General features: G+C 74.9%; 9 protein-coding genes. 3 read left to right on the forward strand and 6 right to left on the reverse strand.

Annotated features, from left to right (window positions below):
* Nucleotides 1–32: 32 nt before the first annotated feature.
* The 3 genes from OF117_RS07480 (at nt 33) to OF117_RS07490 (ending at nt 4822) form a co-directional block, all read left to right on the forward strand.
* Nucleotides 33–1958 carry an AAA family ATPase gene (locus tag OF117_RS07480; protein WP_263552189.1) on the forward strand — a complete coding sequence of 642 codons (1926 nt, stop codon included), beginning with the start codon at nt 33–35 and terminating at the stop codon, nt 1956–1958.
* Nucleotides 1844–3343: a hypothetical protein gene (locus OF117_RS07485; RefSeq protein WP_263552190.1), complete on the forward strand. Its 1500-nt coding sequence runs from the start codon at nt 1844–1846 to the stop codon at nt 3341–3343. Before OF117_RS07480 ends, OF117_RS07485 begins: the two co-directional genes overlap by 115 nt.
* A 288-nt stretch (nt 3344–3631) precedes the next feature.
* A complete protein-coding gene (locus OF117_RS07490; RefSeq protein WP_263552191.1) occupies nt 3632–4822 on the forward strand; it encodes a cation:proton antiporter in 1191 nt (396 codons plus the stop codon).
* Between the two features lie 72 nt (nt 4823–4894).
* On the opposite strand, the gene OF117_RS07495 is transcribed toward OF117_RS07490, so the two are convergent.
* From OF117_RS07495 to OF117_RS07520, 6 genes are all read right to left on the reverse strand, one after another.
* Nucleotides 4895–5722 (reverse strand): sugar phosphate isomerase/epimerase family protein, encoded by an 828-nt coding sequence (locus OF117_RS07495; protein ID WP_263552192.1) that lies wholly within the window; start codon nt 5720–5722, stop codon nt 4895–4897.
* A complete protein-coding gene (locus tag OF117_RS07500) occupies nt 5719–7434 on the reverse strand; it encodes an FAD-dependent oxidoreductase (protein WP_263552193.1) in 1716 nt (571 codons plus the stop codon). The genes OF117_RS07495 and OF117_RS07500 overlap by 4 nt, the downstream gene beginning before the upstream one ends.
* The gene (locus OF117_RS07505; protein ID WP_263552194.1) at nt 7431–8510 is read right to left on the reverse strand and encodes a Gfo/Idh/MocA family protein; all 1080 of its coding nucleotides are present in this window, start codon (nt 8508–8510) and stop codon (nt 7431–7433) included. The genes OF117_RS07500 and OF117_RS07505 overlap by 4 nt, the downstream gene beginning before the upstream one ends.
* Nucleotides 8510–8707, reverse strand: a complete 198-nt coding sequence (locus OF117_RS07510; RefSeq protein ID WP_263552195.1) for a hypothetical protein — start codon at nt 8705–8707, stop codon at nt 8510–8512. Before OF117_RS07510 ends, OF117_RS07505 begins: the two co-directional genes overlap by 1 nt.
* Nucleotides 8704–10653, reverse strand: coding sequence for an FAD-dependent oxidoreductase (locus OF117_RS07515; protein WP_263552196.1), 1950 nt, complete (start codon nt 10651–10653; stop codon nt 8704–8706). The genes OF117_RS07510 and OF117_RS07515 overlap by 4 nt, the downstream gene beginning before the upstream one ends.
* A gap of 150 nt (nt 10654–10803) precedes the next feature.
* A complete protein-coding gene (locus OF117_RS07520; protein ID WP_263552197.1) occupies nt 10804–12129 on the reverse strand; it encodes an MFS transporter in 1326 nt (441 codons plus the stop codon).
* Nucleotides 12130–12156 lie beyond the last annotated feature (27 nt).

Here is a 12156-nt window from a genome sequence, read left to right on the forward strand (position 1 = left end):
CCGGCCCTCCCGCTTCCCGGCAGAATCCGGAGGTGGTGTTCGTCGGCCGGGCTCGCGCCCTGTCGCGGCTGCTCGCGGCCGCCGAGGACGCTGCGGCGGGGTGGGCGCAGCTCGTCCTCGTCAGCGGCGAGGCCGGGATGGGCAAGACCGCGCTGGTGGGAGTCGCAGCCGCGCGCAGCGGGCTGGCCGTCGGCTGGGGCACCGGCGTCGAGGCGGGACGGACGCCGGCGTTCTGGCCGTGGAGCTCCGCGCTGCGCGGGGTGCTCGGCACCGTGGACGCCGCCGAGGCCACCGAGCTGACGCGGACCGTCGCCCCCGAGCTGGCCCGGATGCTCCCCGAACTCGCCGTGGAGGACGCGGTCACCGACGTCGACGGTCTGCTGGACACCGACGCCGCGCGGCTGCGGCTGTTCGACTGCGTCGCGCGGTTCGTGGAACGGCTGGCCCGGCGGCGTCCGCTGATGCTCGTCCTCGACGACCTGCAGTGGGCCGACGAGTCGTCGCTCCGGCTGCTCGAGTACGTCACACGCTGCCCGCGGCCGGTGTCGCTGGTGGTCGTGGGTGCCTACCGGCACGACGAGCTGACCGCTGACACCGAGCGCGCACTGGCCGACGTCGCCGTCCGCGGCGAGCTGGTGCACCTGCACGGTCTGTCGTCCGACGAGGTGTTCGCCCTGATGGCCGGCACCGTGGGCCAGGACGCGGCCGCGCGGTGGGCGGTCGAGGTGCACCGACGCACCGACGGCCATCCGTTCCTGACCCGCTACCTCGCCGAACTCCTGGCCGACCCCGCCGGGGCCACGAGTTCGGCGCCAGCCGCGGCGCACGACCTCGCCGCCCGTCGCGTGGAGCGGCTCACCCCCGCCTGCCGTGAGCTCGTGCACGCCGCCGCCGTGGCGGGCAACGAGCTCAGGCCCGACGTGCTCGCCGAGGTGTGCGCCGTCGGTCCACCCCGTGCGGTGGAGCTGATCGCGGAAGGGGTTCGTGCCGGCGTCCTGGTGACGAGCCCGGACGGCGGGCGGACGCTGCTGGCGCACGACCTCGTCCGCGAGGCGCTCTACCTGCGCCTGCCCGTCCACCGACGGTTGGCGCTGCACCAGGCCATCGCCCGCGCGCTCGAGCACCGTCACGAACGCGGCAGCGCCGTCGAGCCCGCGGACCTGGCCCTGCACTGCGCCGCGGCGGTGCCGCTCGACGGTGCCGACCGGGCGATCCGCTGGGCCAGGTCCGCCGCGGCCGCGGAGCGGACCCGGCTCGCGTTCGCCGAGGCTGCGGCGCACCTCGCCCGGGCCCGCCGCGCGGTCGAGGACTCCGCGGTGGTCGACGCCGGCGGTGCGCTGATCGATCTGCTGGTCGAGGAAGCCGATGCCCGTGCCCGGGGTGGTGATCCCACCGCAGCGCGCGCTCTGCTCGACGACGCCGCCCGTCGGGCCACGAACCTCGGCGACGCCCAGCGTTCGGGGCGGGTCGCCCTCGGGGTGCAGCAGCTCGGCAGCCGGTTCTCCATGCCGCACGACGTCGTCGCCGAGCTGCTCGAAACCGCCCGGACGGCGCTGGACGGCACCGGCACCCTCATGGAGGCGCAGGTCACCGCCGGCCTGGCCCGAGAGCTCACCCACTCCCTCCCCCGGGACCGGGCCCGCTCGAAACCGCCCGGACGGCGCTGGACGGCACCGGCACCCTCATGGAGGCGCAGGTCACCGCCGGCCTGGCCCGAGAGCTCACCCACTCCCTCCCCCGGGACCGGGCCCGGGCGCGGCCGCTGTCGGAGCGAGCCCTGGTGTTGGCCCGGGGGCACGAAGACGACGCCACGCTCGCCGCCTGCCTCCTCGCCCGCCACGACGTGCTGTGGACTCCGGGCCGCGCTCACGAGCGGATCGAGGTCGCCGCCGAGATCGTCGCGCTGGCGCGGCGCACGGCGAACAGGGAACGGGAGGCCGAGGGCCTGCTCCTGCTGACCACGGCTCAGCTCGAGGACGGGTCCCCGGCGTACCGGGCGACCGTGACGCAGTACCTCGCGCTCGCCGAGGGCTTCGGCCAGCCACGCCACGACTACATGGCGCTGACCCGACGCGCGGCGCTCGCGCTCATCGACGGTCGCCTCGACGAGGCGGAGGACCTGATCGACCGCTCGAGCGAACTCGGGGAGCAGATCTCCGAGCCCGACACCGTCAACGTGCGGACCGGGCAGCGTCTGGCGCTCGCATGGGCGCGCGGCGAGCCGAAGCTCCTCCGGGCCGTGGCCGAGGAGGCGGTCCGCTGCTGGGTCGGGGTTCCCCTGCACGCGCACGCCGTCGCTGCCGGGTTGCTGGCGCTGGCTGGCGAGCACGACGACATCGAGGCCGCTCGGCGGGCCCTGGACACGGTCCTCGCGACGGACAGCTGGCGGGAGGACCGGTCCTACCTGTGGTCGTTGTTCATGGGTGGGATGGCGACCGCCGCCGTCCGCCTGGGTGATGCGGCACTGTGCGGGCAACTGCTCGACGACCTGCGACCGTTCACCGCCACCGCCGGCATCGGCGGATCGCTGGTCTGCTACATGGGCAGCAACGCGCTGTGGGCCGGCATGCTCGCCGACGCACTGGGCCGGACCGAGGAAGCCCGCCGGTGGCTGGAGGGATCTCTGGCCGTCCACCGCCGGGTCGGCGCTGCTGCCTGGGAGGCCGAGAGCCATCTCCGGCTCGCCGCGCTCGGTGCTCCTGGCGAGCACGCCGAGGCCGCCGCTCGGCTGGCCGGCGAGCTGGGCCTGCACGGGGTCGTCGGCCGGCTGTCGGCCGTGGCCGACGGCGAGCGGGTGACCGTGGCAGCGCGACCGGTTGCAGAGCTGTGCCGGGACGGCGAGATGTGGCGGGTCCGCTTCGGCTCGGCGTCGGCCCACCTTCGCGACGCCAAGGGGCTGGCCGACCTGCACACGTTGCTCACCCGTCCCGGACGGGACGTCCACGTGCTCGAACTGGTGGGCGCCGGGCACGTCGAACGGGACACCGGGACGCTGCTCGACGGCGCCGCACGCGCTGCCTACCGCCACCGCCTGGAGGAGCTCGACTCCGATCTGGCCGCCGCGCGCGACGACGGCGACCTCGGCCGGCTCCAGCGGCTCGACCACGAGCGGGCTGCGCTCCTCGTCGAGCTGCGCAGGGCGACCGGCCTGGCGGGGCGCGCGCGGTCGCTGGGTTCCGGCACCGCCGAGCGAGCGCGGAAGACGGTGACCTCCCGGCTGCGGGAGGCGATCCACCGGATCGACACGGTGATCCCCGAGCTGGGGACCCACCTGGACCGCTCCGTGATCACGGGTACCACGTGCCGGTACGAACCGACGGCCGGCGTGGAGTGGCGGCTCTAGCACGGGCGGCTACCGGGGCGGCCCGGGTCGTCGGCGCGGGCGTCGCTGGACCGGCGACGGAACGCGCGGTCATCGTCTCCGGGCCCCGGACCCGCAGATGCGAGCGACGTGGTCGACGGCGTGGCTGGTGGTCCCGAGCGGCCGGCAGGCCGCTTGCCCGCACGGCCCGCGTGCACTCACCCGGGGTGCTGCGCGATCGCCGCGCGGCCCCTTCCGCCCGAGCGAGGCCACACGTGAGAATCCGGCGGGCCCGGCCCCGCGGTCGCCGACTCCTCGAGGGAGGACCAGGTGGACGACGTCGTGTCGATCGACACGCTCGCCGCCGCGGCCGCCGTCGCCCTGCTGGCGGCGCTCCTGGTCGGCCTCCTCCCCCGGATGCCGGTGCCCCAGGTGGTGCTGCTGCTGGCCGGCGGCATCGTGATCGGCCCGGATGTGCTGGGGGTCGGGTCACCGGCGGACGTGCGCGTGCTCGCCGATGTCGGGCTGGGGTTCGTCTTCCTGCTCGCCGGTTACGAGATCGACCTGCGGTTGTTCCGCGAGGACGCCGGCCGCCGAGCGCTGGTGGCCTGGGCGATCTCGCTGGGGCTGGCCACGCCCGCGGTGGGCGTCATGGCCGCCGTCGGGCTGATCGAGGCCCTCCTGCCGATCGCCCTGGGCCTGACCACCACCGCGCTGGGGACGCTGCTCCCGGTCCTGCGGGAGGAGGGGCTGCTGCGCGGGCGTCTGGGCAGGTACCTGCTCGCCGCGGGAGCGGTCGGCGAGCTGTTGCCGGTGCTGACGATCGCGGTGTTCCTCGGCAGCCAGGGCCGCGTCACCGCCGTGGCCTCGCTCGGCGCCGTCGCGGTCCTGGCCGCCCTCCTCGGCGTGCTGCGCCGTGGGGTGCGTGAGGGCAGCCGGCTGGCCGTCGTGATCACGGTGGGCCAGCACGAGACGGCCCAGATCACGCTACGCGGCACGATCCTCCTGCTCCTCACGCTGGTCGCCGTCACCGACCGGTTCCACCTCGACGCCGTCCTCGGCGCCTTCCTCGCCGGCATCGTGCTGCGGCGATGGGTGGGCCGCGCCGCGCCGCCACTCGAGTCGAAGCTGGACGCGGTCGGTTACGGGTTCTTCGTCCCCCTCTTCTTCGTGTACTCGGGGATGGCCCTGGACCTGCACGCGATCGCCGATGCGCCGCTGCGGCTGGTGCTGTTCTTCGTCCTGATGCTGGCGGTCCGCGGCGGACCGGCGCTGCTGGTCTACCGCGGCGTGCTCTCCTGGCGGGAGCGCGGGCAGACCGCGCTGGTGAGCGCGACCGCGCTGCCCGTGCTGGTGGCGCTCACCGAGATCGGTCTGCGCAGCGGCACGATGTCGAGCGAGAACGCCGCGGCGCTGGTCGGTGCCGGAGTGGTCACCGTGCTGGTGCTTCCGGCGGTGGCCGTCGCGCTGGAGCGGCGACCGGGTGAGCCAGCGACCGAGGACCCGGTGGAGCTGCGATGACCCGTGCCACGGCCGTGACGTCGACCCCCTCGTCTCCGGGACTGTGCCGGGCGGCGGAGCGACATGGTCTCGTCACGACGCCGCAGTGGGGACCAGCGGGGCGACGGTGCGCCGGGCACCGGCCACGAGCCGCGCGAGCCACGCGTCCGTGCCGACGGCCCGGCGCAGCGGCTCGTTGGGCAGCTCGATGCTGATCGGCGTGCCGGCCGGGAGGGTCGACCAGATGCCGCGGAGGTCGATGCCGCCCTCCCCCGGCACCAACCGCTCCTCGCGGGCCTGGCGGACCAGCTCCTCGTCGGTGAGCGGCACCGGCACCGAGCCGTCGCACAGCTGCGCGTAGTGGATCCACCCGCCCGGGATGGCGCGCAGGTCGTCGAGGGTCGTGGTGGAACGGCCGGCGTGCAGGGCGTCCACGAGCACGGACCGGCCCGGTCCGTCGGCCTGGGAGACGATCGAGACCGCGGTCCGGGCGTCGGGCACCGCCGTCCAGGGCATGAACTCCAGGCTCGCGACCAGGCCGCGCTCCGCGCACGCGGCGGCGAGGGCGGCGTACGACGCGGTGAGCCGGCCGCGGTCGCGGTCGTCCCCTCCCACCAGCACCGCCCGGGCGCCCAGCTCGGCCGCGGCGTCCAGGAAGCGGCCGTGCTGCTCGACGTCGAAGGTCTCCCCCAGCCGGACGATCTCGACGTCGAAGAGCTCGACCGGCGAGTCGGCGAGCCGGGCCCGCACCTCCCGCCGCGCGGCCGGGTCCTCGTGCAGCGGGTAGGCCGTCGTGCCCGGGGCGGCCGGGAGGAGCCGGAAGCCGACGGTGTCGAAGCCGTGCCGCTCGGCCAGCGCGATGTGCTCCACCGGCGCGGTGTCCAGGACGGTGAGGGCCGCCAGTCCCAGGGGCGCCCTCATCGCGAGCTCCCCGCACACTGCCGGCCGAGCGCGGTGCCGACGAGGTAGCCGAAGGTCATCGCGGGGCCGAGGTTGATGCCACCGGACGGGTAGTGCCCGCCCAGGACGCTGGACTGGTCGACGCCGACGGCGTGCAGGCCGGGGATCGGGGTGTCGTCCGCGGCCAGGACGCGCGCGGCGGCATCGGTGACCAGGCCCGCGAACGTGCCGAAGCTGCCCGGCAGCACCTTGACCGCGTAGAACGGCCCCTTCTCCAGCGGCGCCAGGCTCGGGTTCGGGTACGGGTTGTCGGCGTCCCCGGAGCCGCGGTTGAAAGGCGTGCCGCCGCGCCCGAACTCCGGATCGTGCCCGCGGCGGGCGTGCTCGTTGAAGACTGCGACGGTCCTCTCCAGCCCCTGCGGGTCGATGCCGCACGACACTGCCAGGTCGGCGAGGGTGCGGCCGCGGCGCAGGTACCCGGACCGCAGGTAGGGCCAGGTCGGCACCGGGAAGGGCTTCGCCATGCCGAGCGGGTAGTACCTCATGTACCTGGCGTCCGCGACCAGCCAGGAGCAGACCTCCTCCCCCTCCGGAACCGACTCGATCATCCCGAGGACGTAGTCGTGGTAACCGTCGGCCTCGTTGACGAACCGGGCGCCGTTGGCGAGGACGCCGATCACCCCGGGCTTGCCGCGGTCGAGGATGTGCGGGAACACCCCGGTGCGCCCCCCCGGGTAGCGCACCTCCGAGACGGGGCAGTAGGCCACCGGGGAGGCCTGGGACCGGTCGAGTCGCCCCCCGACGGCCTCGGCCAGCCGCAGACCGTCGCCGGAGCCGGCGCCCTCCGGCGGCAGGGACCGGTGCTCGCGACCCGTCGGCGTGCGCGGGAAGACCTCGCGGCGGCGCGCGACGTCGTGGCCGAAGCCGCCGGTGGCCAGCACCACGCCCTGCCGGGCGGCGACGACCGCGCGGCCCTCGGGGCCCTGGAGGGCCACGCCGACGACGCGGCCCGCCTCGTCGGTCTCCAGGGCGACGGCCGCGGTGTCGACCCGGATCTCGACGCCCGCGTCGAGCGCGGAGCGCAGCAGCCGGCCGACGAGCGCGGTGCCGTTGACCAGGCTCTGGCCCCGCCGGTGGAGCAGCAGGTCGCGCAGGTGGCGGGCGACCCGCACGGCGCAGTGCCGGAAAGCCGTCGGCGACCGGGTCGCGTGCAGGAAGGCCTGCAGGTCGGGCCCGGCCATGATGCCCATGCCGAGGAACGACGTCTCGTACATCTGCCGGCGCAGCAGCCGGGCCACGCCGTCCCCCAACGCTCCCAGCCGGACCGGCTGGGGGGCGACCTGCCGGTGGCCGGTCGCGGCGCCGGGGGTGCCGCCGTGGATGTCGGCGACCTGCGGCCCGGGCACGAACTGCAGCGCCGTCCGCTCGTGGAAGAAGTCGACCATCTCCGGGGCGGTGTCCAGATAGGTCCGCACCCGGGCCTCGTCGAACCGGTCCCCCAGCCGGTGGCGCAGGTAGGTCAGCGGCGCCTCGATGTCCTCGTGGACCCCCGCCGCGCGGGCGAACCGGTGCCGGGGCGCCCACATCCAGCCGCCCGACCACGCGGTGGCCCCGCCGCAGGTGCCGGACTTCTCCGCGACGAGGACCCGGGCGCCGCGATGGGCGGCCGCCACGGCGGTGGCCAGTCCCCCGGCGCCGGATCCGACGACCACGACGTCGTACTGCTCGCTCATCGGGCTGCTCCCTCCCCGGGCGGGGCGATCGGGACGACGCGGCCGGTCCGCGACGACTCGTAGACGGCGGTCACCACCGCCAGGGACGTGCGGGCGTCGCGCCCGGTGACGGCGGGCTCGCGACCCAGGAGGACCGCCTGGGCGAAGTCCTGCACCTGCCGGGTGTGGAAGTCCCCCAGCCGCGCGTTGATCGACCCGATGTCCGGCCGGGCCTCGCGTGCGGCGTCGAAGGGCGTGGACAGGTGGGTCTCCCCCGGCACGGTCCAGAGCTCGTTGACGCCCTCCTGGCCCTCGGGGAACTCCAGCACGCTGGCGATCGCACCGGTCTCCCCGACGACCGTGACCCGGTTGCCGAGGTTGTGGTTGGCCGCCGTGGTGGCCGTGATCGTGGCCGTCGCGCCGGACTCGAACGCGACCACCGCCGAGGCGGAGTCCTCGGTCTCGATGTGGGCGCCGTGGGCGTGGGTGCGGATGAACCCGCTCACCTGGGTGGGCCGCCCGAGGAACCAGCACAGCAGGTCGATCTGGTGGACGGCCTGGGTCATGAGCACCCCTCCACCGTCGGTGTCCCAGCGGCCGCGCCAGGCGTCGGACGCGTAGTACTCCGCGGGGCGGTGCAGCAGCACCGAGACCTCGCCCAGCACCGGACGTCCGAGGCAGCCGTCGTCGACCGCGGCCCGGATCCGCTGGGCCGCCGGCCAGAACCGCCGCTGGAAGAGCACCCCGAGGGTCACGCCGGCCCGGTCGGTGGCCGCGATCATCCGGTCGGCCGCGGCCAGGTCGACCGCGATCGGCTTCTCGCAGAGCACGTGCAGGCCGGCCTCGGCGGCCCGCACCACGACCGCCTCGTGCACCGGGTGCGGCGTGCACACGGTGACCGCGTCGAGGCCCAGCTCGACCAATCCGTCGAGACCGGGCGTGGCGTACGGGACGCCGTGCTCGGCGGCGAAGGCCGCGACCCGGTCCGCCGCCGGGTCGCAGCAGCCCACGACCTCGACGTCGTCCACCTGGTGCAGGGCGCGCGCGTGGTTGCCGGCGATCCGACCGCAGCCCACGATGCCTACTCGCAGCGTCATCAGAAGTGCTCCGCGGCATCGACGTCGCGGGCGGCCGACACGCCCTGGTCGAGGACGCCCAGCCTCGCGACGTCCGCGGCGTCGAGCTCGACGTCGAGGGCGGCGAGGTTCTCGGCCTGACGGGTGGGGTCGGCGGACCGGACGAGGGGTCCGGTACCCAGGCTCGGCGGCATCCGGTCGCGCATGGTCGGGGTCATCGGGAAGCCCCCACCGGCAGCTCGGCCCGGCGGGTGATCTCGGCGGCGACGGCGACGGCACCGGTCAGCGCGGCGTGCACGGAGCCGCCGTCGCCGCTCGCGTCCCCGACGGGGTGGACGCCCAGCCGCGGAGCCAGCGCGCGCAGCCGGTCGAGCAGCGCCGAGCGTGGCGAGACGCCGTGTGAGACCAGCAGCTCGCCGGGGGCGTCCACCCAGTGCTCCCCCGTCCCGTTGCGGAGCAGCAGCCGCGCCGCCTCGACGCGCACGACCGTCGCGCCGAGGTGGGTGGTCAGGCGCGCGGCCGCCGCGAGCCGCGGGAGGAGGAGGATCCCGGCTCGCCGGCCGACGTCCGGGGCGAGCTGCGGCTGCGGGCAGACGAGCACGACCCGGCTCCCCCGCCGGAGCAGGTCGTCGGCGACGGCAGCCGCCTCCCGATCGCCGCCGTAGACGGTGACCGCCTCGGGGGCCGGGTCGCCGGCGAGCAGGAAGTCGCGGACGTCGCGGGTGGGGCGGGTGCCGGCGCCCGGGAGGTCCGGCGCGGACCCTGCTCCCCCGGTGGCGAGCACGACCGCATCGGGCACCCGGCCCGCGAAGGTCCCCGGCCCGACGCGGACCCGGGTGTGGACGGCTACCCCGAGGTCGGCCAGCTCGGCGCGGTACCACTCGACGATGCGGGCGTACTCAGGGTACGCGTGCAACCGCGCGGCGAGCGCGAAGTCGCCGCCGGTCTCCGGCCGTTCGTCGTAGAGGTCGACCGCGTGCCCGGCGATCGCGAGCTCGCGCGCGACCCCCATGCCGGCCGGCCCGGCGCCGACCACGGCGACCCGGGCCACCTGCGCGGCCGGCTTCCCGGGCTGGTCGGCCTCCCGCCCGACCCACGGGTTGACGGTGCAGGGCACCGGCCCGGCCGCGAGGCTGTCGATGCAGTGGTTGCAGGCGATGCAGGGCCGGTAGCGGCCGCCGTCCAGCGCCCGGTTGCAGAAGTCCGGATCGGCGTGCAGCGTCCGGGCCAGGCTCACGAAGTCGGCCTGGCCGGCGGCGATGATCTCCGCCGCCGTCTCCGGCGTGCTGATCCGGCCGGCCACGCCGACCGGGATGGCGTACCCCCGGACGTAGGGCGCGGCGTGCTCGCGCAACAGCCCGCGCTCCCATTCCCCCGGCTGGATGATCCACTGGCCGGCCTCGTAGTTCCCGGCCGAGACGTCGAGGAAGTCGAGCCGGTCGGTGTCGACCGCGGCCATCCGCCGGCGGGTCAGCTCGGGCGTGAGGCCGCCCTCCACGCCCTCGAACGCCGAGAACCGCAGTCCCAGCACGATGCCCGGAGCGGAGCTGCGGACGCTCTCGATGACCCGGTTCACGAAGAGTGTCGGGTCGCCCCACTCGTCGTCGCGCCGGTTGTAGGCCGGCGAGAGGAATTGGTGGATCAGGTAGCCGTGGCCGCCGTGCAGGCTGATGACGTCGACGCCGGCCGCCTGGCAGCGGGCCGCGGCCTCGCCGTAGCACGCGATGAGGTGCTCGATCTCCTCGGCGTCGAGCTGTGCGGGCCTCTCGCCGCCCACGACCTCGCACGGGACCGGGGAGGGCGCGACCGGGGTGAAGCCGCTGACCGCCCCTTGGGAGGTGCGCCCGCCGTGGTTGAGCTCGACACCGAACAGCGCTCCGGCGGCGTGCACGGCCGCGGCGGCGCGGGCGATGCCGGGGACGCGCTCGTCGACGTGAACCCCCATCTGGCGGATGCGGCCCTTGCCGTCGGCGCGCACGTAGCTCGCCTCCGTGAAAACGAGCGCCGCTCCGCCCTGCGCGCGACGGGCCAGGTAGTCGACGTAGCGGTCGGTCATCGTGCCGTCGATCTCGCAGTAGTTGCGCTCCATGGGGGCGGAGACGAACCGGTTGTGCAGCGTCAGCCGGCCCATCGGGAGGGGAACGGCGAAGGGAGCCACGGGCATGGGATCTCCTTGTTCAGGACGCGACCGCGGCGCGGGCGGCCAGAACGTCGGTCAGGTGCCGGATGCGGTGCGGGGACACGGCTGGTCCTCCCGTGGTGGGAGAGGGGCGCCCGGGTTCGGCGCCGCGGGTGGGCGGCGCCGGACACCGCGTCAGCGGCGGCGGTGGAGGCCGAGCTCGCCGGTAGGGGTCCGGTAGGTCTCCGGGCCGGTGGCGAAGGCGGCGGCGGCGAGGATGGCGAACCCGAGGCACATCCACGCGACGGGCTGCCAGTTCGCGACGTCCCCGTCGGTCATCGCCTGGGCGATCGCCGGGGTGAAGCCGGCGGCCAGCAGACCGAGCATCAGACCGATGGCCATGCCGCTGTAGCGGACCCTGGCCGGGAACTGCTCGGGGAAGGCCGCCATGTAGCTGCCGTTCGGCGCGGCGTAGAAGATGCCGATCAGCACGATGCCGCTGAGGAAGACGACCGGGACGTTGCCGGTACCGATGGCGTTGAAGTACACGAACATCATCACGCCGGCGCCGAGGACCCCGCCGATGAAGACCGGCTTGCGGCCGATCGTGTCGGCCAGCCATCCGTAACAGGGCTGGGTGAGGACGGCCGCCATGTTGGCCGCGGCGATGGCGTACAGCATGGTCGAGCGCTCGATGCCGTTGTGCTCCACGGCATAGGCCAGCGCGAAGACGTTGACGATCGTGTTCATCATGGCGAAGGTCGAGCTGAGCATGACCCGCAGGACGGCGGCCCAGTGGCCGCGGAAGAGCTCCACGATCGGGAGGTCGGCGACCTCGTCGTCCCGCTTCGCCTGCTCGAAGACCTCGGGCTCCTCCAGCTGGCGGCGTAGCCAGAAGGCCATGACGGTCAGCAGGATGCTGATCCAGAACGGCACCCGCCAGCCCCAGGAGTAGAGCTGGTCGTCGGGCAGCGAGGCGACCGGGATGAAGACGAGGCTGGACAGGACGATGCCGAACATGATCCCGCTCATGGTGAAGCTGGCGAAGAACGAGCGGCGGTGCTCGGGGGCGTGCTCCATCGACAGCGACGCGGAGCCGGGCGACTCACCGCCGGCGGAGAGGCCCTGCAGCAGGCGGAGCAGCACCAGCAGAACCGGCGCGGCCATGCCGATCTGGCCGTACGTCGGGAGGCAGCCGATCGCGAAGGTCGCCAGGCCCATCAGGAGCAGGCAGGCGATGAGGGTGTTGCGCCGGCCGAGCTTGTCCCCCAGGTGACCCCAGAGGACGGCGCCGAGGGGCCGGGCGACGTAGGCGACGCCGAGCGTGCTGATCGACAGCAGGGTGGCCGTCCCCCCGCTCGGGAAGAAGACCTGGCCGAAGATCAACGCGGCGGCCGAGCCGTAGATGAAGAAGTCGTAGTACTCGAGCGTGCTGCCGAGGAAGCCCGACAGCGCGGCGCGGCGCGCGTTGCCGGTGTCCCTGCTCGCGACGGGCTCGGGAGCCATGGTCGTGGTGCTCATGCGGGGTCCTTTCGCGGGCGGCGCGCC

The organism is Geodermatophilus sp. YIM 151500, assembly GCF_025716945.1.
In the GTDB taxonomy this organism is placed as follows: domain Bacteria; phylum Actinomycetota; class Actinomycetes; order Mycobacteriales; family Geodermatophilaceae; genus YIM-151500.

What these genes read in the sequence shown, in the direction of transcription:
- OF117_RS07495 (WP_263552192.1), bottom strand. Translation starts at nt 5,722, where the DNA reads ATGAGGGCGCCCCTGGGACTGGCGGCCCTCACCGTCCTGGACACCGCG.
- OF117_RS07500 (WP_263552193.1), bottom strand. Translation starts at nt 7,434, where the DNA reads ATGAGCGAGCAGTACGACGTCGTGGTCGTCGGATCCGGCGCCGGGGGA.
- OF117_RS07505 (WP_263552194.1), bottom strand. Translation starts at nt 8,510, where the DNA reads ATGACGCTGCGAGTAGGCATCGTGGGCTGCGGTCGGATCGCCGGCAAC.
- OF117_RS07510 (WP_263552195.1), bottom strand. Translation starts at nt 8,707, where the DNA reads ATGACCCCGACCATGCGCGACCGGATGCCGCCGAGCCTGGGTACCGGA.
- OF117_RS07515 (WP_263552196.1), bottom strand. Translation starts at nt 10,653, where the DNA reads ATGCCCGTGGCTCCCTTCGCCGTTCCCCTCCCGATGGGCCGGCTGACG.
- OF117_RS07520 (WP_263552197.1), bottom strand. Translation starts at nt 12,129, where the DNA reads ATGAGCACCACGACCATGGCTCCCGAGCCCGTCGCGAGCAGGGACACC.